This is a genomic window from Streptomyces sp. NPDC107575 (assembly GCF_055657265.1).
This window is the reverse complement of record NZ_JBVKBG010000011.1, coordinates 139096-157786: the sequence shown is the minus strand read 5'-3', so window position 1 is coordinate 157786 and position 18691 is coordinate 139096. Positions and strand designations below refer to the sequence as shown.

General features: G+C 72.4%; 18 protein-coding genes. 9 read left to right on the top strand and 9 right to left on the bottom strand.

Annotated features, from left to right (window positions below; all coding sequences use genetic code 11):
- Positions 1–52: 52 nt before the first annotated feature.
- Entirely contained in the window at positions 53–1000 is a 948-nt protein-coding gene (locus ACZ7L4_RS39675) for a LysR substrate-binding domain-containing protein (RefSeq protein ID WP_472109923.1), read from the bottom strand.
- A gap of 186 nt (positions 1001–1186) precedes the next feature.
- Here ACZ7L4_RS39675 and ACZ7L4_RS39670 point away from each other — a divergent pair, with 186 nt between their 5' ends.
- The 6 genes from ACZ7L4_RS39670 to ACZ7L4_RS39645 all read left to right on the top strand — a co-directional run bounded on the left by ACZ7L4_RS39670 (position 1187) and on the right by ACZ7L4_RS39645 (position 6594).
- Positions 1187–2197: an aldo/keto reductase gene (locus tag ACZ7L4_RS39670; protein ID WP_472109922.1), complete on the top strand. Its 1011-nt coding sequence runs from the start codon at positions 1187–1189 to the stop codon at positions 2195–2197.
- 35 nt (positions 2198–2232) lie between these two features.
- The gene (locus ACZ7L4_RS39665) at positions 2233–2652 is read left to right on the top strand and encodes an SRPBCC family protein (protein ID WP_472109921.1); all 420 of its coding nucleotides are present in this window, start codon (positions 2233–2235) and stop codon (positions 2650–2652) included.
- A gap of 112 nt (positions 2653–2764) precedes the next feature.
- Positions 2765–3772, top strand: a complete 1008-nt coding sequence (locus tag ACZ7L4_RS39660) for a LacI family DNA-binding transcriptional regulator (protein ID WP_472109920.1) — start codon at positions 2765–2767, stop codon at positions 3770–3772.
- Between the two features lie 99 nt (positions 3773–3871).
- A complete protein-coding gene (gene hisD / locus ACZ7L4_RS39655) occupies positions 3872–5191 on the top strand; it encodes a histidinol dehydrogenase (protein ID WP_472109919.1) in 1320 nt (439 codons plus the stop codon).
- Between the two features lie 48 nt (positions 5192–5239).
- A complete protein-coding gene (locus ACZ7L4_RS39650) occupies positions 5240–5509 on the top strand; it encodes a hypothetical protein (protein WP_472110033.1) in 270 nt (89 codons plus the stop codon).
- Positions 5440–6594 (top strand): MFS transporter, encoded by a 1155-nt coding sequence (locus ACZ7L4_RS39645; RefSeq protein WP_472110023.1) that lies wholly within the window; start codon positions 5440–5442, stop codon positions 6592–6594. The genes ACZ7L4_RS39650 and ACZ7L4_RS39645 overlap by 70 nt, the downstream gene beginning before the upstream one ends.
- Before the next feature lie 46 nt (positions 6595–6640).
- Here ACZ7L4_RS39645 and ACZ7L4_RS39640 read toward each other — a convergent pair whose 3' ends face one another.
- Complete coding sequence (locus ACZ7L4_RS39640) at positions 6641–7471, bottom strand: aldo/keto reductase (protein WP_472109918.1); 831 nt, start codon at positions 7469–7471, stop codon at positions 6641–6643.
- Between the two features lie 125 nt (positions 7472–7596).
- On the opposite strand from ACZ7L4_RS39640, the gene ACZ7L4_RS39635 reads away from it, so the two are divergent.
- Positions 7597–8520 (top strand): NADP-dependent oxidoreductase, encoded by a 924-nt coding sequence (locus tag ACZ7L4_RS39635; protein WP_472109917.1) that lies wholly within the window; start codon positions 7597–7599, stop codon positions 8518–8520.
- Between the two features lie 40 nt (positions 8521–8560).
- Positions 8561–9136, top strand: a complete 576-nt coding sequence (locus ACZ7L4_RS39630; protein WP_472109916.1) for a GNAT family N-acetyltransferase — start codon at positions 8561–8563, stop codon at positions 9134–9136.
- 61 nt (positions 9137–9197) lie between these two features.
- Here the strand turns inward: ACZ7L4_RS39630 and ACZ7L4_RS39625 are convergent, their stop codons facing one another.
- Complete coding sequence (locus ACZ7L4_RS39625; RefSeq protein WP_472109915.1) at positions 9198–9980, bottom strand: SGNH/GDSL hydrolase family protein; 783 nt, start codon at positions 9978–9980, stop codon at positions 9198–9200.
- Between the two features lie 111 nt (positions 9981–10091).
- Here ACZ7L4_RS39625 and ACZ7L4_RS39620 point away from each other — a divergent pair, with 111 nt between their 5' ends.
- Positions 10092–10373 (top strand): holin, encoded by a 282-nt coding sequence (locus ACZ7L4_RS39620; RefSeq protein ID WP_472109914.1) that lies wholly within the window; start codon positions 10092–10094, stop codon positions 10371–10373.
- Here the strand turns inward: ACZ7L4_RS39620 and ACZ7L4_RS39615 are convergent.
- The 6 genes from ACZ7L4_RS39615 to ACZ7L4_RS39590 form a co-directional block, all read right to left on the bottom strand.
- Positions 10337–11995 carry an ABC-F family ATP-binding cassette domain-containing protein gene (locus tag ACZ7L4_RS39615; protein WP_472109913.1) on the bottom strand — a complete coding sequence of 553 codons (1659 nt, stop codon included), beginning with the start codon at positions 11993–11995 and terminating at the stop codon, positions 10337–10339. The two genes, ACZ7L4_RS39620 and ACZ7L4_RS39615, sit on opposite strands and share 37 nt — an antisense overlap.
- 47 nt (positions 11996–12042) lie before the next feature.
- Positions 12043–13056 carry a hemolysin family protein gene (locus ACZ7L4_RS39610; RefSeq protein ID WP_472109912.1) on the bottom strand — a complete coding sequence of 338 codons (1014 nt, stop codon included), beginning with the start codon at positions 13054–13056 and terminating at the stop codon, positions 12043–12045.
- The gene (locus ACZ7L4_RS39605) at positions 13053–14483 is read right to left on the bottom strand and encodes a hemolysin family protein (protein ID WP_472109911.1); all 1431 of its coding nucleotides are present in this window, start codon (positions 14481–14483) and stop codon (positions 13053–13055) included. Before ACZ7L4_RS39605 ends, ACZ7L4_RS39610 begins: the two co-directional genes overlap by 4 nt.
- 210 nt (positions 14484–14693) lie before the next feature.
- A complete protein-coding gene (locus ACZ7L4_RS39600) occupies positions 14694–15119 on the bottom strand; it encodes a GNAT family N-acetyltransferase (RefSeq protein WP_472109910.1) in 426 nt (141 codons plus the stop codon).
- A gap of 57 nt (positions 15120–15176) precedes the next feature.
- On the bottom strand, positions 15177–16067 hold the full coding sequence (locus tag ACZ7L4_RS39595) for an LLM class F420-dependent oxidoreductase (protein ID WP_472109909.1): 891 nt from the start codon (positions 16065–16067) through the stop codon (positions 15177–15179).
- Between the two features lie 58 nt (positions 16068–16125).
- Positions 16126–18690 carry an ABC transporter permease gene (locus ACZ7L4_RS39590; RefSeq protein ID WP_472109908.1) on the bottom strand — a complete coding sequence of 855 codons (2565 nt, stop codon included), beginning with the start codon at positions 18688–18690 and terminating at the stop codon, positions 16126–16128.
- Position 18691 lies beyond the last annotated feature (1 nt).

The following is an 18691-nucleotide window of genomic DNA, read 5'->3' as shown; positions in this document are numbered from 1 at the left end:
CCGGGCGTCCCTACAGGCTCCGAACCGTCGTCCGAATGTAGGAACGTACAGGTCACCGGCTCTGCCGTGAGGCGAGGGCACCGCCGAGCCCGTCGCCGTCGGGTTCCCCGGTCCCGGTGGCCAGCACCGTCGTGCGGAACGACGCGACCACCGGCCGCAGGTCGATCTGGTGCCAGGTCGCCCAGAGCCGAACGGACCGCTGGAACCAGGGGAGTTCGCGCACGGTGATCCCTGCGGTGCGGCCCGGCAGCATGCTCCGCTGGACGAACGCCATGCCGAGCCCCGACGCCACCAATCCCACCGCCGTGAGCGGTTCGGGGGCCTCGAAGCGGATGTCCGGGGTGAACCCGGCGGCGGCGCAGGCCGCGACGAAGTCGTCCCGCCAGACGTGATCCTGCGCGTCCTCGACGGCGATCCACGGCTGCCCGTCGAGGTCCTCGGGCCGCACCTCGGCGGCGTCCGCCAGCGGATGGGTGCCGGGGACGGCGAGCAGCAGCGGGTCCTCCAGGAGGAGCGTGCTGCGCAGGTCCGGATCGTCCTCCGGCGGCGCCTCCGGGACCAGCGCGATGTCGAGGCTGCGCTGGCGCAGGCCCTCGAACTGCTCGTGCGCGGTCATGTCGTACAGGGCGACGTGGATGCCGGGGCGTTCCTCGTTCAGCGAGCGCAGCGCCTTGGGCAGCAGCCCGGTGTGCATGGCGTCGCCGACGTAGCCGACGCACAGGCCGCCCTCCTCGCCGCGCCCGAGACGGCGGCCCAGGTTCTCCAGGCGGGCGGCGTGCCGCAGCAGGGCCGTCGCCTCGGTGAGGAAGACGCGGCCGTCGGAGGTGAGCCGGATGCGCTGCTGGCTGCGCTCGAACAGGGTGAGGCCCAGGTTCTTCTCCAGCTGGGCGATCTGCCGGCTCAGCGGCGACTGCGAGATGTGCAGCCGCTCGGCGGCCCGGCCGACGTGCTCCTCCTCGGCCACGGCCACGAAATAGCGAAGTTGTCGCAGGTCAAGCATGTTGGACCTCGGGGGACTCAAGTGTGTCCAAGCAAGTCTTGGACAGTCTTACCCGTCGATCCTAGCCTCGGAGGAGCAAGAGGCGCGGAGCAGGAGAAATCACGGCAAATCTCCTTCGGGCCGCGTACAGCACCAGACGTACGGCACCAGACGAGACGTACGGCACCAAGGCAAGGAACGAACTCCATGGGCATCAAGTCCCTCCTCCCCGGCAAGCTCGGCTTCGGCACCGCTCCCCTCGGCAACATGTTCCGCGCGATCCCCGACGAGGAGGCCCGCGCCACCGTCGAGGCGGCCTGGGACCACGGCATCCGCTACTTCGACACCGCACCCTTCTACGGCGCGGGCCTCGCGGAGGAGCGCCTGGGCGAGGTCCTGTCCACCAAGCCGCGCGACTCCTACGTCCTGTCGACCAAGGTCGGCCGCGTCATCCTCGACGAGCACGAGACGGACGTCCCGGACTTCGGCGAGAAGGGCGGCCTGTTCGAGCACGGCAACCCGAACAAGATCCTCCACGAGTGGACCGCCGACGCCACCGAGCGCTCCATCGAGGGCAGTCTCGAGCGCCTCGGCACCGACCGCCTCGACATCGTGTGGGTGCACGACATCGCCCAGGACTTCCACGGCGACGACTGGATCCAGAAGTTCGAGGAGGCCCGCACCGGCGCCTTCCGCGTCCTGTCGCGGCTGCGCGACGAGGGCGTCATCAAGGCCTGGGGCCTCGGCGTCAACAAGACCGAACCCATCGAGCTGACCCTCGCCCTCGACGAGCCGCGGCCCGACGGATTCCTGCTCGCCGGCCGCTACACCCTCCTCGACCACGAGCACGCCCTCACGCGACTGCTCCCCATGGCCCAGGAGCAGGGCGTCGACCTCGTCGCGGGCGGCCCCTACAGCTCCGGCATCCTCGCCGGCGGCACCCACTTCGAGTACCAGGAGGCGCCGCAGGAGATCATCGACCGCGTCGCCCGGCTGAAGGCCCTGACCGAGAAGCACGGCATCGGCATCAAGTCCGCCGCCCTGCAGTTCTCCCTGGCCCACCCGGCCTCCGCCGCCGTGATCCCCGGCGCCACCCGCCCCAGCCGCATCGCCGAGGACACCGCCGCCCTCGCCGAGGAGATCCCCGCCGCGTTCTGGACCGACCTGCGCGCCGAGGGCCTCGTCAGCCCCGCCGCGCCGCTCCCCGACAACGCCTGACACCACACCACTTGAACGTGAAGGAGGCGGCCGTCATGGCTTCCACCACCGCATCCCTCGACATCCCGCGCAGCCCCGACCGCGTCTGGCGGCTCATCGGCGGCTTCGGCTCGCTGCCGGACTGGCTCCCGTACATCCCGCAGAGCGAACTCGGCGAGGGCGGCCGGGTGCGCCGCCTGACCAACGCGGACGGCGGCGTCATCGTCGAGCGCCTCGTCGGGTTCGACGAGGCCGGGCGCCACTACAGCTACGCCATCGAGCAGGCCCCGTTCCCGGTCACCGGCTACCTCTCGACCATCACGGTCCACGCCGTCCCCGGCCACCCCGATGCCTCCCGCGTCGAATGGTCCGGATCGTTCACGCCGGTCGGTGTGAGCGACGCCGAGGTGGAGGAACTCTTCCAGGGCATATACGCCGACGGTCTCGCCGCGCTCCTGACGACCGTTCAGGCCTGACGGGCGCGCCCCGACGCCGGGTACCGGAGGCGGACCGCCCCCGGCACCCGGCGATCCGTGTCCTCACCTCGATATCCTTGCCCCGATCGACTCGACCCGGAGGTAAGGACCCATGGCGCGGCGGCCGACCGTCACCAGCGTGCAGATCGCCCGCGAGGCCGGAGTGGCGCAGTCGACCGTCTCCCGCGTCCTGAACGGCGGGAGTGTCGCGCCCGAGACGCGCCGCCGGGTTCTTGAAGTGGTCGACAAGTACGACTTCCAGCCCAGCCAGGCCGCCCGCAGCCTCGTGGGCTCGCGCTCCGGCCTGATCGGCGTGGTCATCCGCGATCTGACGAACCCGTTCTACCCGGTCATGGTCAAGGCGATGGAGCGCGTCCTGCACGAGCAGGGGATGCGGCTCACCCTGGTCACGGACGTCATGACCGCGGAGGAGGGGCTCGCCCAGCTGCGCCGCGAGGGCGTCGACGGCGTCGTGTTCACCTCGGCGTTGCAGGACGAGCCTCTGGCACATCGCACGGCCGGGCACGGCATCCCCGTCGTGCTGGTCCACCGCACCCTCGCGGACTTCCCCGCCGACCAGGTCGAGGCCGACAACCCGACCGCGGGCGAGCTCGCCGCCGGGCATCTGCTCGGCCTCGGGCACCGGCGGATCGCGATGATCTGCGGCCTCGCCGGATCGAGCACGGCCCAGCAGCGCGGCCGCGGCTTCCGCGACCGGGTACGGGACGCCGAGGGCGCCACGCTCACCGAGATCGACGGCGACTACGACTACGACACCGCGTACGCGGCGGTGCGCACGCTGCTCGCCACCCCCGAGCGGCCCACGGCGCTCTACTGCCACAACGACATCATGGCGTACGCCGCGCTCAACGCCGCGGCGGCCGAAGGCGTGGACGTACCGGGCGAGTTGAGCGTGGTGGGCTGCGACGACGTGCCGCTGTCCGCGTGGGAGCGGATCGACCTGACGACCGTGCGCCAGCCGCTGGAGCGGATCGCGCAGGTCGGCGTGGAGCTGCTGCTCGGCCGCCTGGAGGACCCCGAGCTGCCGCACCGGCACGAGGTGCTGCCGGTGGAATTCGTCGGGCGCTCGACCACGGGCCCGGCGCACACCCCGGCGTAAATCCCTTCCCCAACCCCTCTTGACCGTTCAACCCTTCGTCTTCCATTCTGTGGATACGTATCCAATGGATACGTATCCATCACGAGTGAGGAGCTGGGCGTGTCCCGCACCATCAAGGCCGCCGCCACCCCGTCCACCGCCCCGTCCGGCAACGACACCGTCGGGCAGGCCGTCCGCGAGCTGATCGCCGACGTGCGCGGCCGCGGCGACGAGGCCGTCCGTGAACTGTCCGCGCGCTTCGACCGCTGGGAGCCGGAGTCCTTCCGCCTCGACGAGCGGCGGATCGCCGAGATCATCGGCACGCTCGACCCGCAGGTCGTCGAGGACATCAAGACGGTCCAGGCCAACGTCCGCCGGTTCGCCGAGGCGCAGCGCGACTCGATGTCCGAGATCGAGATCGAGACCGCGCCCGGCGTCTTCCTCGGCCACCGGCACGTGCCGGTCCAGTCCGTCGGCGCCTACATCCCCGGCGGCCGCTACCCGCTGACCGCCTCCGCGCACATGACGATCGTGACCGCCAAGGCCGCCGGTGTGCCGCGCGTCGTCGCCTGCACCCCGCCGATCCGCGGCGAGATCCCCGCCGCGACCGTCGCCGCCATGCACTTCGCGGGCGCGGACGAGATCCACGTCCTCGGTGGCGTGCAGGCCGTCGCCGCGATGGCCGTCGGCACGGAGACCATCGGGAAGGTCGACATGCTGGCAGGGCCCGGCAACGCGTACGTCGCCGAGGCCAAGCGCCAGCTGTTCGGCGAGGTCGGCATCGACCTGTTCGCCGGGCCGACCGAGATCCTGGTCGTCGCGGACGAGCACGCCGACCCGTTCGTCGCCGCCGTCGACCTCCTCTCGCAGGCCGAGCACGGGCCCGACTCGCCGGCCGCCCTCATCACCACGAGCGAGCGCGTCGCCGAGGAGGTGCAGCGCCACATCGAGGAGATCCTGCCCGGCATGCAGACCGGCGACATCGCGGGCCCGGCCTGGCGCGACCACGGGCAGATCGTCCTGGTCGACGACCTCGACGAGGCGTACCGCGTCGCGGACGAGTTCGCGTACGAGCACGTGCAGATCCTCACCGAGAACCCCCGCGAGGCCCTGGACACGATGCACGCCTACGGCGCCCTGTTCCTCGGCGAGGGCACCTGCGTCTCCTACGGCGACAAGGTGATCGGCACCAACCACGTGCTGCCCACCCGCGGCGCCGCCCGCTACACCGGTGGCCTGTGGGTCGGCATGTACCTGCGCACCGTCACGTACCAGGAGGTGCGCGAGGAGAAGTCCTCCGCCGAGCTCGGGGAGCTGTGCGGCCGCGCGGCCCGCGTCGAGCTGTTCGAGGGGCACGCCCGCTCCGGCGACGTCCGCGCCGCCAAGTACGCCGGCGCCACGCTGCCGTGGACCGACCACTACGAGTCGGCCCGCGCCTGACCTCACCGGGTCGCCCCGCTCACCTCCCCCCGATCAACGGAGATCCCCATGCCCACCGCCGCCACCCCGACACCGGAGCAACTCCGGCGCAGATCACTGCAGTCCGGCACCATCGGCGCGATCGTCGAGTGGTACGAGTACACGATCTACGGCACCGCCGCGGCCCTGGTGTTCGGGCACCTGTTCTTTCCGAACCTGTCGCCCGGCATCGGCCAGATCGTCTCGCTCGCCTCGTTCGGCGTGGGGTCCTGGCCCGCCCGATCGGCGCGTTCGTCGCCGGACACCTCGGGGACCGGATCGGCCGCAAGTCGACGCTGATCCTCACGTTCTCGATCATGACGGTGGCCACGGCGGCGATCGGCCTCGTGCCGACCTACGACCAGATCGGCGTCGCGGCACCGCTGTTGCTGTGCGTGCTGCGGCTCGCGCAGGGCTTCGCCGTGGGCGGCGAGTGGGGCGGGGCGGCCATCGTCGCCGTCGAGAACGCGCCGCGGAAGCGGCGCGGCTACTTCGGCGCCTGGCCGCAGATCGGGGTCTCGGCGGGCCTGCTGCTCGGCACGGCCGCGGTGTCGCTGGCCTCGTGGCTCTCCGGCGACGCCTTCGACGAGTGGGGCTGGCGGCTGCCGTTCCTGCTCAGCGTGATCCTCGCGGCGGTCGGCTTCTTCATCCGGCTCCGCGCCACCGAAAGCCCCGCGTTCCTTGAAGAGAAGCGCAAGATGGACGCCGAGCTGGAGCGCCGCAAGGCGCCCGCGGCGGTCGTCTTCCGCGACCACCGCAAGGCCCTGCTGATCACGGTCTTCGGCCGCTTCGCCGAGGCGGGGAACTACTACCTGTTCACGACGTTCATCCTGTCCTACGTCACCAGCACGCTGGGCGCGCCGAAGAGCTACGGCCTGACGGCGTCGATGATCGGCGCCGCGGTGAACATCGTGATGATCCCGGTGTTCGGGGCCGTCTCCGACCGCATCGGACGCGTCCGGACCTTCCTCATCGGCGGCGCCCTGATCGTGGTCACGACCTGGCCGGTCTTCGCGCTGGTGCACACCGGTCAGCTGTGGGCGATCGTCGCGGGCGTGGTGCTGTTCCTCGCCCTCGGCCACGCCATGGTGTACGCGCCGCTGCCCGCCCTGTACTGCGAGATGTTCCCCACGGCGGTCCGTTACTCGGGCATCTCCATCGGCTACCAGATGGCCTCGATCCTGCTGGCGAGCTTCACCCCGGCGTTGGCCGGCGCGATGGTTCTGTGGGCCGACGGCAGCCTGTGGATGGTGATCGCGTTCGCCGTCGTGACGACGGTGATCTCCATGGTGGCCATCGCGTTCGCACCGGACCTGCGGGACCGGGAGCTGTCCGAGATCGGGGCGGCGGAGGAGCCGGACGTACAGCCCGCGCCCGTGCACTGACCGACCGCCGCGACGACCATCGGCGCGAACACCGGCCAGAGGGGGCCTAGTTCAGCTCGTCCGGATGCGGGCCCGTGCGCAGGTCGCGGTCGAGTGTGGCGAGGGAGGCCAGCTCGTCGTCGGTGAGCGTGAAGTCGAAGACGTCGAGGTTCTCGCGGATGCGGGCCGGCGTCACGGACTTGGGGATCACGACGTTGCCGAGCTGGAGGTGCCAGCGCAGGACGACCTGGGCGGGGGACTTGCCGTGGCGGGCGGCGATCGTCGTGATCGCCTCGTCGCCGAGGACCGCACCCTGCGCGAGCGGGCTCCAGGCCTCGGTGGCGATGCCGAGATCGGCGTGCACGGCGCGCAGCTCGCTCTGCTGGAGGCCCGGGTGCAGCTCGACCTGGTTGACGGCGGGGACGAGGTCCGAGCCGTCGATGAGGCGCCGAAGGTGCGCGGGCTGGAAGTTGGAGACGCCCGCGGCGCGGATCCGGCCGTCGGCGACCAGCTTCTCGATGGCCTTCCAGGTCTCGCGGTAGAGGTCGCGCTCCGGGGTCGGCCAGTGGATGAGGTACAGGTCGACGTGGTCGAGGCCCAGCTTCTCCAGCGAGGCGTCGAAGGCGGCCAGGGTCGCGTCGTAGCCCTGGTCGGCGTTCCACAGCTTGGTCGTGATGAACAGGTCCTCGCGGGCGATGCCGGAGGCGGCGAGGGCGCGGCCGACGCCGGTCTCGTTCCCGTAGATCGCCGCGGTGTCGATGCTGCGGTATCCGGCCTCGAGCGCGGCGCTCACGGCCGCGGTGGTCTCGTCGTCCGGCACCTGGAAGACACCGAAGCCGAGCTGCGGGATCTCGACGCCGTTGTTGAGGGTGACGGTGGGGATGGTGGACGGTGCCATGGTGCGTGCGACCTTTCCGGTGATGCGGGGGGCTTACGCCGCCCGACGGTACTTGCAGGCGCGGGTTAATTGCAAACGCATGTATCGGGGGCTTGCATTTACCTCCGTGTGCAACCATTGCTCGGATGAAGGCCATCACTCTGAACGCATACGGCGGCCCCGAGGCGCTCCGGCTCACCGACCTCGCCGACCCGAAGGTCGCACCCGGTGAGGTGCTGATCCGGGTCAGGGCCGCCGGGGTCAACCCGGTCGACTGGAAGCTCGCCGCGGGCGGCCTCGACCCGATCATGGAGACGCACTTCCCGCTCGTCCCCGGCTGGGACGTGGCCGGAGTGGTCGAGCGCGTCGGCTTCGACGTCGAGGAGTTCGCGCCCGGCGACGAGGTCTTCGGCTACATCCGCAAGGACACCGCCCAGCTCGGCGCCTACGCCGAATACGTCTCCGCGCACGTGCGCATGCTGGCCCGCAAGCCCGCCGCGCTCTCCTGGGAGCAGGCCGCGGGCGTCCCGCTCGCCGGGCTCACGGCGTACCAGGCCATCAAGCGCGTGGGCGTCGGCGCCGGTGACACCGTCCTGGTGCACGCGGCCGCGGGCGGCGTCGGCTCGTTCGCCGTCCAGATCGCCGTGGCGCTCGGCGCCCGCGTGATCGGCACGGCGAGCGCCCGCAACCACGATTTCGTACGGGAGCTGGGCGCGGAACCCGTGACCTACGGCCCCGGACTGGCCGACCGGGTCACGGAGTTGGCGCCCGAAGGCATCGGCGCGGCCCTCGACTTCGTCGGTGGCGCGGAGGCCGTCGACACCTCGCTGCGGCTGCTGGACAGGGCCGACAGGTTCGCGTCCATCGTCGAGGCGGAGGCCGCCGAGAAGGGCGGCCACTACGTGTGGGTCCGCCCGGACCCGGCCGACCTCACGGCACTCGCCGGCCTCGCCGACGCGGGGAAGCTGACGGTGCCCGTCGCGCGGGTGCTCCCGCTCGCCGAGGCCGCCGAGGCCTGGCGGCTCAGCGCCGAGGGGCACACGCGGGGCAAGCTCGTGCTGTCCGTGTAACCGGAGGTTTTGTCCCGCGCATCGTGCCAGGGTGGGGCGCATGACCTTCGACGTGCGTCCCGCCTCGGTGTTCGAGGACGTCCGAGCCGTGCTCGGCCCGAAGTCGGCCACCGCCACCGTGTGCTGGTGCCTGAGCTACCGGATCCCGTCCAAGCTCAACAACGCACTCCGTGGCCCGGCCCGCGGCGACTACGTCGGCGAACTGTGCCGCGCCGGGACCCCGCCGGGAGTGCTCGCCTACGACGGCGACGAGCCGGTCGGCTGGGCCGCCGTGGCACCCCGTTCGGACACCTCGTTCGCCCGCAGCCGCACCATCCCGCGCGTCGACGACCTGCCGGTGTGGTCCCTGTGGTGCATCCGGGCCCGCCCCGGTCACCGCAAGCAGGGCGTCTCGCACGCCCTGATCGCCGGGGCGGTCGACTTCGCCCGCTCCCAGGGCGCGCCGGTGGTCGAGGCGTACCCGCTCGACAACGGGGACGCACGCGTGGACGCGACCATGGCGTACCCCGGGATCCGCAAGAACTTCGAGCGCGCCGGGTTCACGCACGCCGCCGACACCACCTCGGTGCTGTCCGGCCATCCCCGCGTCCTGATGCGGCTCGACCTGCGGAGCTAGGGCCTGTCGACCTAACGACCTAACGACCTGTCGTTCGGATCAGGACCGTCGTACGGAGCCCCTAGGCGTGCGGATCCTGTGCGTACGGCGCCAGTTCCGCCCGCTTCGGCGCCCGGCCGTCGCCCGACGACCGACCCGTCAGGCGGCGGCCGATCCACGGCACGAGGTGCTGCTTGGCGAAGCGGGCGTCGGCCACGCGGCGCGACATCCAGTTCGGCGGCAGCGCGGGCGGCAGCGCGGCGCGCCAGTCGGACTCCGCGTCGTAGCCGAGGCCCTGCCAGACCGCCTCCGCGACCCGGCGGTGGCCCTCCGCGGTGAGGTGCAGCCGGTCCACGTCCCACATGCGCTGGTCGCCGAGGGCCGGCGCCCCGTACAGGTCGACGACGAGGGCGCCGTGCTTCGCCGCCAGCTCGTCGATGCAGGTGAACAGCTCCTCCATGCGCGGCCGGAAGCGCTCCATCACCGGGCCGTTGCGGCCGGGGCTGCGCATCAGGACGAGCTGCTCGCAGGACGGGGCCAGCGTCTCCACGGCCCGCGTCAGCAGATCGCGGACGCGGACCATGTCGCACTTGGGGCGCAGGGTGTCGTTGAGGCCGCCGACCAGGGTGACCACGTCGGCCTTCATGGCCGCGGCGACGTCGATCTGCTCGTCGACGATCTGGCCGATGAGCTTGCCGCGCACGGCGAGGTTCGCGTAGCGGAAGTCCGGGGTCCGCGCGGCCATCCGGGCGGCGAGGAGGTCGGCCCATCCGCGGTAGGAACCGTCGGGCAGCAGGTCCGACATGCCTTCGGTGAAGGAGTCGCCGACGGCGACGAGGCTGGTGTGGGTGGGGTTCGTGTGCATGGCTCCTCCGATCGTATCCCGAGGCAACGAAGTGCCGGGCGCCGCGGGGCTGGGCAGCCGCGCCCTGCGGCGGTATGCCGGGAGCGGACACGGTGAACGGGGGAGCGGGTCATGTGGAGCATGAGTTTCTGGAAGGCCACCGCCGAGCGTGCGATCCGGACGTTCGCGCAGGCGCTGGCGGCGGTGCTGGTCGCGGGCGCGACGAACCTGCTGGACGTCGACTGGGCCGCGGCCCTCGGCACAGCCGGGCTCGCCGCGCTGCTCGCGGTCCTCACGGCGGTCGGCACCGCGGGCATCGGCCCGCACGGGCCCGGAGTCCTGGAATCCCCTACGCCGGAGGCCGCGGCGCCGCGGCCTCAGCCCACGACGGACCCGCCCGCGACGCGCACCTGACGGCCCTCGAAGCGGTCCCGGAGCCTGCGGTCGTGGGAGACCACGACGAGCGTGCCCACGTAACCGGCGAGCGCCTCGTCCAGGTCCTCCGCGAGCGCGGGGGAGACGTGGTTCGTCGGCTCGTCCAGGAGCAGCAGATCGGCGGGGCGGGTGACGAGCCGGGCCAGATCGAGCCGGCGGCGCTGGCCCACTGAGAGGTCCCGGACCGGCACGGCCAGGTCCTCCTCGCGGAAGAGGCCGAGCGCCAGCAGGTCCTGGGCGTGCTCCTCGGGCAGCCCGCCGAGCCCGGCCGCGAACGCGTCGAGGAGCGGCCGCGCGGTGCCGTCGTGCGCGACCTCCTGCGTCAAGTGGCCGATGCGGGGCGGGATCGCGACCGTGCCCCGGTCCGGCGCGAGCCGCCCGGCCAGGAGGGCGAGCAGCGTCGACTTGCCCGCACCGTTCGGCCCGGTCACCAGGGTGCGCGACCCGGGCTCGAGCACCAGCCGGTCGACCGCGAGCCGCCCCTCGACGACGACGTCGGTCAGCTCGACGGGGCGCAGGAACGGGTGGCCGCCGCCTTCGAGGACGCCGGGCGCGCCGGGTTCCGGGGCGCCGTCCGTCGCACCCCCGCCCACCCGGAACCGCAACGGCTCCGGAGGCTTCGGCACCGGGTCGGCGCGCAGCCTGCGCAGCCGCTCGCGCGCGTTGCGGACGACGCCGGAGACCTGGCCCTCCACGGAGCGCTGGTGCTTGGAGAACTTGGCGAACGTGCTGCTGTCCCGCATCCGCCAGCCGCCGGACAGCCGGGCCGAGGTGTCCTCGGCGATCCGCTCCTGCCGGTCCACCTCGTCGGACCACGCCCGGTACCGCTCCTCCCAGCGGCGTCGCGCGGTGGTCCGCTGTTCCAGATAGCCGTCCCAGCCGTTGCCGTAGCGGGCGACGGCGTGCCGGTCGCCGTCGACCTCGACGATCGCGCCGGCCACCCGGTCGAGGAAGACACGGTCGTGGGTGACGGCGACGACGGTGCCGCGGTGCGCCCGCAGGCGCTCCTCCAGCCAGCCCAGCGCCTGGTCGTCGAGGTGGTTCGTCGGCTCGTCCAGGAGCAGCAGCTCGGGCAGCGGGGCGAGGACGCAGGCCAGGCCGAGCCGTGCCGCCTCGCCGCCCGACAGCGAGCCGAGCGTGCGCGTGCGCGCCAGATGCGGGACGCCGAGCCCGTGCAGGGCGGCCTCCAGACGGGCGTCGGCGCGGTAGCCGTCGCGCGCCTCGAAGGCCGCCACCAGATCGGCGTACTCGGTGAGGGCGCCGGGCCCGGCCGAGCCGAGGGACGCCTCCGCCTCGGTGATCCGCCGCTCCAGGTCGCGCAGCTCGGCGAGCGCCGCGTCGACGGCGTCCTGCACGGTCGCCCCGGGCGGCAGCGGCTGCGTCTGGGCGAGATAGCCGGTGCCGCCGTCGGCGCTCACCGCCACCGAGCCCTCGGACGGGGTCAGCCCGCCCGCGAGCAGCCGCAGCAGCGTCGACTTGCCGGAGCCGTTCTCACCGATGACACATGCCTTCTCGCCGGGCCGCACCGACAGCGAGACCCGGTCGAGGACCGGCCGGTCCGGGTACCCGTACGACACGTCCTTGAGGACGAGCTGGCTCATGCCTCCCCTTTCCCGGCCCTACGGAGCCTCCCGGCCCCGCGGAGGGCTCACACCGGCTGGCCGAACAGCTCCCGCAGCACGTCCTCCATCGTCACCAGGCCGGCGAGCCGGCCGTCCGCGCCGAGCACCGCCGCGACGTGCGTACGGCTGCCGCGCATCGCAGTCAGCACGTCGTCCAGCGGCGTCGTCTCGCGTACGCGCGCGATGGACCGCATCTCCGGCACCCGGAACGGCAGGTCGCGCGGCGTCGCGTCCAGGGCGTCCTTGACGTGGAGGTAGCCGACGATCCGCCGGCCCTCGTCCACCACGGGGAAGCGCGAGAACCCGGACTCGGCGGAGAGCCGCTCCAGCCCCTCGGGCGTGACGCCCACGCGCGCGTAGACGACCTTCTCGATGGGCAGGACGACGTCCTTGATGGGCCGGCGGCCGAGTTCCAGCGCGTCGTGCAGGCGCTCCTGCGCGCGGTCGTCGATCAGGCCCGCCTCGGAGGAGTCCTTGACCATACGGGCCAGCTCGTCGTCCGAGAACGTCGCCGTGACCTCGTCCTTCGCCTCCACACGGAGCAGCTTGAGCAGCCCGTTGGCGAAGGCGTTGATCGCGAAGATCACCGGGCGCAGGGCGCGCGCGATGGTGACCAGCGGCGGACCGAGCAGCAGCGCCGAGCGCACCGGCTCGGCGAGCGCGATGTTCTTCGGCACCATCTCGCCGAGCAGCATGTGCAGATACGTCGCCACGGTCAGCGCGATCACGAACGAGATCGGGTGGACCAGGCCGTGCGGCACGCCGACCGCGTCGAACGCGGGCTCCAGCAGATGCGCGATGGCCGGCTCGGCGACGATGCCGAGCACCAGCGTGCACAGCGTGATGCCGAGCTGCGCCGCGGCGAGCAGCGCGGAGACGTGCTCCAGGCCCCACATGACGCTGCGCGCGCGCCGGTCGCCCTCCTCGGCATACGGCTCGATCTGGCTGCGGCGCACCGAGATCAGGGCGAACTCGCCCCCCACGAAGAAGGCGTTGACGACGAGCGTCGCCAGGCCGATGAGCAATTGGATCGCGGTCATCGGGCCGCCCCCTTCTCGTGCGAGGCCTTGTCGGCCTTGGCGGACCTGTGCGCGGCCCTGGCCTTCGCGGCCGCCCGGCCGGACTTCTCCTCGTCCGCCGCCCGGCGTTCCTCGGTGTCCAGGATCAGCGGCGCGTGCAGCAGCACGCGGGCCGCGCGGTGTCCGTGCGCGTCCACGACGTCGAGCCGCCACCCGGTGACCTCGACGCTGTCGCCGATGTCCGGGATCCGGCCCAGCTCCGTCGCCACGAGCCCGGCCAGCGTCTCGTACGGTCCGTCCGGCGCGCGCAGTCCGACCCGCGCGAGCTGGTCGGTGCGGGCCGCGCCGTCCGCGGAGTACAGCGCCCGGCCCTCGGGGTCGGTGCCCGCGGCGGCGATGTCGGGGGTCTCGTGCGGGTCGTGCTCGTCGCGGACCTCGCCGACGACCTCCTCGACGATGTCCTCCAGGGTGGCGACACCGGCCGTGCCGCCGTACTCGTCGATGACGACGGCCATCGTCCGCTTGCCGGACAGCCGGTCGAGGAGCCGGTCCACGGTCAGCGTCTCCGGTACGAGCAGCGGCTCGCGCAGCAGGTCGGAGACGCCCTTGCGGGCCCGCTGCTCGTCGGGGACCGCCAGCACGTCCTTGATGTGCACGACGCCGACGACGGAGTCGAGGCTGCCGCGGTAGACGGGGAAGCGGGACAGGCCGGTGGCCCGCGTCGCGTTCGCCACGTCCTCGCAGGTGGCCTGCAGATCCAGGGCCATGACCTGGACGCGCGGCGTCATCACGTTCTCGGCGGTCAGATCGGCGAGGTTCAGGGTGCGCACGAACAGCTCGGCGGTGTCCGCCTCCAGGGCGCCCTCCTTCGCGGAGTGCCGGGCGAGCGCCATCAGCTCCTGCGGGCCGCGCGCGGAGGCCAGCTCCTCGGTCGGCTCGATGCCGAAGCGGCGCACCAGCCGGTTCGCCGTGTTGTTGAGGTGCGTGATGAACGGGCGGAACGCCGCGCTGAACCAGCGCTGCGGCGTCGCCACCTTCTTCGCCACGGCCAGCGGCGAGGAGATCGCCCAGTTCTTCGGCACCAGCTCGCCGACGACCATCAGGAACACGGTCGACAGCGCGGTGCCGATCACCAGGGCCACCGACGTCGAGGCGCCCTCGGACAGGCCGAGGGACTCCAGCGGCCCCGACAGGAGCTTGGAGATGGACGGCTCGGCGAGCATGCCGACGACCAGGTTGGTGACGGTGATGCCGAGCTGGGCGCCGGAGAGCTGGAAGGTGAGGTTCCGTACGGCCCGCAGGGCGCCGGCCGCGCCGCGCTCACCGCGGTCGACGGCCTCTTCGAGATCCGCGCGCTCGACGGTCGTGAGCGAGAACTCCGCCGCGACGAAGGCGCCGCAGGCCAGGGACAGCAGGACTGCGACGGCGAGCAGCAGTACTTCGGTCATCGGGACGTCACCTCCGTCCCATGGTCGGCCAGGGGCGGGACGGATGCGCGCTCGTGGGGGCCGCGCGGGGAGACGAAACGGGGACTGGGAGGCTCGCCCATGGGCGGACGCTCACACCTTTCGTATGGAGTTCGAGAGAGCTCGCGAGAGTTCGAGTGACCCATCCATGGTAAAGGACCGGCAAAACGACTTTCTCCCGCCGCGGCACCGTCAGCCGGTGAGCGGCTTGACCCAGCGCGACCACTGCGGCTGCGGCGCGTACCCTGCCGCCTTCCACGCGTGCCGCGCCCGCTCGTTCCGGTCCAGGACCATGGCGTCCCCGCGGCGCCCGCCGAGCGCGACGAACCGCTCCTCCGCCGCCGCGAGCAGCGCGGACCCGATGCCCTGACGCCGCGCCTCGGGGTGCACCGCGAGCCGGTACAGATGGCAGCGCCAGCCGTCGAACCCGGCGATGACCGTGCCCACGAGCTCCCCGTCGCGCTCGGCGAGCAGCAGGGCCTCGGGGTCCCGCTCGACCAGGCGCTCGACGCCCGAGCGGTCGTCGCTGATGCTGGTGCCCTCCGCGGCCTCCTTCCAGAACGCGAGCGCGGTGTCGAGATCGGCGGGTCCTGCGGCACGTATGCGGAGATCACTCATGGTCGAGATCCCACCACCGCGGGCCGCCGGGCGCCGCGGATTTCACATGCCGGACGCTCAGCGGCCCCGCAGCTCCTCGATCACCGGCGCGAGCGCCTCCATGGACGGCTCCAGGACGGTGAAGTACGAGAACCCGAACCGCTCGCGCCGCTCCAGGAGCTGCTCGACGATCTGCTCGACGGTGCCGACGAGCAGCAGCGGGGAGTCGAGCACCTGCTCCTCGGTGAGGTGCGGCAGATGCTCCAGGAGCGGCTGGACGGCCGCGGGCCGGTCGTCGGTCACTGCCACCAGCTGCACGAGCAGATTGAGTTCGGCGCTCTCGGCGCGGTCGGCCGCGAACTTCCGGTAGGTGGCGACCCGCTCGTCCAGCTCGTCGGCGGTCAGGGGTTCGAGCCCGCCCGCGTTCCCGTTCGGCGCGCGGGCCCCCGTGAACGCGGCGATGTCGGCGTGCTCCGCGGTGATCCGCAGCATCCGGTCGCCGTTCGCGCCGATCAGGAGCGGGGGCCTCGGGCCCTGGTCGGGGGCGGAGAGCAGCCGGTCGAGCTCCGCGACGGTGTGCTGCAGGTGGCCGACGCGGCTGCCCGGCGTGCCCCACTCCAGACCGGCCTGCTCGAACTCCTCGCGCACGTAGCCGGTGCCGAGGCCGAGTTCGAGACGGCCGCCGGTCAGCGCGACGGTGGTGGTGATCTCGCGGGCGAGCAGCACCGGGTTCCAGAACGCGCAGTTGAGGACGAACGTCCCCACCCTCGGCCGGCTCGTCGCGTCGGCCGCCGCCACGAGCGAGGGGAACGGCGACGGGGCGCCCAGATGGTCGGGCACGAGGATCACGTCGTAGCCGAGCTCCTCGGCCCGCCGGCACTTGGCGCGCCACGCGTCGTCCGGCGCGGGCGTGACCAGGTTGACGCCGAAGCGGAACGGGCGCGCGGCCCGCGAACCTTCCGTACCCATACCCATGAACTCCCCTCACACCGTGGACAGTTGCCCTACCGACCCTACGTCCGCCCCACTACTCGTGCGCGATCGCCGCCAGTACGTTCAGCCGCGAGGCCCGCAGCGCCGGCAGCAGCGCCGCCGCGAGGCCCACGACCACCGAGCCGACCACCACCGCGACGATCGTCGACCACGGGATCGCCAGCGCCTTCATGCCCTCCAGGGCGAGCACCCGCTGCGCGACCACGCCCCATATGAGGCCGAGCGCGAGCCCGAGCACCGCCCCGAACACGGCGATCACCACCGACTCCAGGCGGATCATGCGCCGCAACTGGCGCCGCGCGAGCCCGATCGCCCGCAGCAGCCCTATCTCCCGCGTCCGCTCCACGACGGACAGGGCGAGGGTGTTGACCACACCGAGGACCGCGATGACGATCGCCAGGCCGAGCAGCGCGTACACCAGATACAGCAGGACCGCGATCTGCCCGTGGATCAGCTCCTTGTAGTCGGCGAGGTCGCGCACCTGCACCTGCGGATACGGGTCGAGCGTCTTCTCCAGGCGCTCGCGCAGCGCGTCGGGCGAGGTTCCGGACGAGGCGTTCACGTACACCGCCGAGTCCTGGCCGCCCGGTGCGTACTTCGTCAGCGTGGCCATGCCCATCGCGAAGCCGCCGGACATGCCGAAGTCGTTCGCCTCCTGGTCGGTCAGGGCGCCCACGGTCAGCTCGGTGCGCTTCCCGCCGGGGAACTCCACGGGCAGGACGCTGCCGATCCGGGCCCCGTGCTCGTCGGCGAACTCCTTCTGCAGCAGCAGGTGTCCGGGCGCGAGCCCCGTGGCGCTGCTGCCCCGTGCGTACGTCACGTGCGCGACGTCGTCGACGCTCCGGTCCCACCCCGCGGCCGTCGTCTTCACCCGCTTCCCGTCCGGCATCCGCACGGCCAGCGCGGTGAACCGCTGGCGCACCACCTGGCCGACGCCGTCCGTCGCCCGTATCTTCCGGGTGACCTCCCGCGGGAACGGCATGAAGTTGGTGTTCTGCACGGTGAAGTCGGCGCCCAGCGTGTCGTCGATCTGCTGGTCGAACGACTTGCTCATGGACGCGCTCGCCACCGACATCCCCGCCACCAGGGCGAGCCCCACCATCAGGGCCGCGGCCGTCGCCCCCGTCCTGCGCGGATTGCGCAGCGCGTTGCGCTGGCTCATCCGGCCGACCGAACCGAACACGGCGGGGAACGCCCCGCCGAGGACGCGGATCACGGGGCGTACGAGCAGGGGCCCCGCGACGACCGTCGCGATCAGCGTGAGGACGATGCCGAGGCCGAGCAGCGAGGCCGCGGGCCCCGTCTCGTCCGCCGCCCAGCAGCCGATCAGCGCGGCGGCGCCCGCCGCGCCGATCACCGAGCCCACCAGCGCCCGCACCCGCAACGGCCGCCCCACGCCCGCGATCTCGGCATCCGCGAGCGCGGCCATCGGGGAGACGCGGGCCGCGCGCCGCGACGGCAGGTACGCGGCCACGAACGTGACCCCGACGCCGACCGCGAACGACACGACGGGCGTGCCCCAGCCCACCGCCATCTCCGTGGACTTGAGGTTCATCCCGAAGACGCCCATCAGCCTGATGAGCCCGACGGCAAGACCCACCCCGAGCGCGAACCCGACCGCCGAACCGACGAGTCCCAGCAGCACCGCCTCCGTGAGCACGGAGCGCCGCACCTGCCTGCGGTCCGCGCCGAGCGCCCGCAGCAGCCCCAACTCCCGGGTCCGCTGGGCGATCAGCATCGAGAACGTGTTGACGATGAGGAACACGCCGACCAGCACGGCGATCCCGGCGAAGCCGAGCATCACGTACTTGATGACGTCCAGGAATCCGCCCAGGTCCTCGGCGGCCGACTTCGCGTCCTCGTCGGCCGTCTTCAAGTCGTACGCCCCGCCCAGCTCCTGGCCTATCCGCCGCTTCAGCGTCGCGTCGGCGACGCCCGGCGCCGCGTCCACCGCGATGCTCGTCGCCCGGCCGGGGCCGCCGAGCAGCCGGCGCTGCGCGGTGCCGGTGTCCAGGAAGACGAGGGCCGCGCCCGGATTCGTCGTACGGAACGTGGCGATGCCGACGACCTCGACCTTGAAGGAGCCGGGCTCGGCCATCACCGTGAGCGGGTCCCCGATGCGCACGTGCTTCTTGTCGGCGGTGTCCGCGTCGAGCAGCGCCTGACGGGGCCCGCGCGGCGCGTGCCCCGACGTCAGGCGTACCGGACTGCGGTCCGTGGGCTCCCAGTTGGTGGCGATGGTGGGCGCGCCGGTGGTCGGGCCCACCGACTTGTTGTGCCGGTCGACCACCGTGATGTTCTCGACCCCGGCGTCGATGTGCGTCGCGGCCACACCCTCGACCCGGTCGATCCGCCCGGCCAGCGAGGCCGGCACCGTACGCACCGTGCCCGACGGCACCGACTCGTCGAAGTCGTCCTCCTTGGGCCCCACCCGGACGTCCGCGGACGTCGAGGCGAAGAGCCGGTCGAAAGTGCGCGACACGGTGTCCGAGAAGATCAGGCTGCCCGCGACGAACGCCACCGACAGGACGACGGCGAGCGCGGACAGGACGAGGCGCCCCTTGTGCGCCAGGAAGCTCCGTAACGTCGCCTTCAGCATG

Coding starts and splice junctions, on each gene's coding strand:
- ACZ7L4_RS39675 (WP_472109923.1), bottom strand. CDS start 1,000: ATGCTTGACCTGCGACAACTTCGCTATTTCGTGGCCGTGGCCGAGGAG.
- ACZ7L4_RS39670 (WP_472109922.1), top strand. CDS start 1,187: ATGGGCATCAAGTCCCTCCTCCCCGGCAAGCTCGGCTTCGGCACCGCT.
- ACZ7L4_RS39665 (WP_472109921.1), top strand. CDS start 2,233: ATGGCTTCCACCACCGCATCCCTCGACATCCCGCGCAGCCCCGACCGC.
- ACZ7L4_RS39660 (WP_472109920.1), top strand. CDS start 2,765: ATGGCGCGGCGGCCGACCGTCACCAGCGTGCAGATCGCCCGCGAGGCC.
- ACZ7L4_RS39650 (WP_472110033.1), top strand. CDS start 5,240: ATGCCCACCGCCGCCACCCCGACACCGGAGCAACTCCGGCGCAGATCA.
- ACZ7L4_RS39640 (WP_472109918.1), bottom strand. CDS start 7,471: ATGGCACCGTCCACCATCCCCACCGTCACCCTCAACAACGGCGTCGAG.
- ACZ7L4_RS39635 (WP_472109917.1), top strand. CDS start 7,597: ATGAAGGCCATCACTCTGAACGCATACGGCGGCCCCGAGGCGCTCCGG.
- ACZ7L4_RS39630 (WP_472109916.1), top strand. CDS start 8,561: ATGACCTTCGACGTGCGTCCCGCCTCGGTGTTCGAGGACGTCCGAGCC.
- ACZ7L4_RS39625 (WP_472109915.1), bottom strand. CDS start 9,980: ATGCACACGAACCCCACCCACACCAGCCTCGTCGCCGTCGGCGACTCC.
- ACZ7L4_RS39620 (WP_472109914.1), top strand. CDS start 10,092: ATGTGGAGCATGAGTTTCTGGAAGGCCACCGCCGAGCGTGCGATCCGG.
- ACZ7L4_RS39615 (WP_472109913.1), bottom strand. CDS start 11,995: ATGAGCCAGCTCGTCCTCAAGGACGTGTCGTACGGGTACCCGGACCGG.
- ACZ7L4_RS39610 (WP_472109912.1), bottom strand. CDS start 13,056: ATGACCGCGATCCAATTGCTCATCGGCCTGGCGACGCTCGTCGTCAAC.
- ACZ7L4_RS39605 (WP_472109911.1), bottom strand. CDS start 14,483: ATGACCGAAGTACTGCTGCTCGCCGTCGCAGTCCTGCTGTCCCTGGCC.
- ACZ7L4_RS39600 (WP_472109910.1), bottom strand. CDS start 15,119: ATGAGTGATCTCCGCATACGTGCCGCAGGACCCGCCGATCTCGACACC.
- ACZ7L4_RS39595 (WP_472109909.1), bottom strand. CDS start 16,067: ATGGGTACGGAAGGTTCGCGGGCCGCGCGCCCGTTCCGCTTCGGCGTC.
- ACZ7L4_RS39590 (WP_472109908.1), bottom strand. CDS start 18,690: ATGCTGAAGGCGACGTTACGGAGCTTCCTGGCGCACAAGGGGCGCCTC.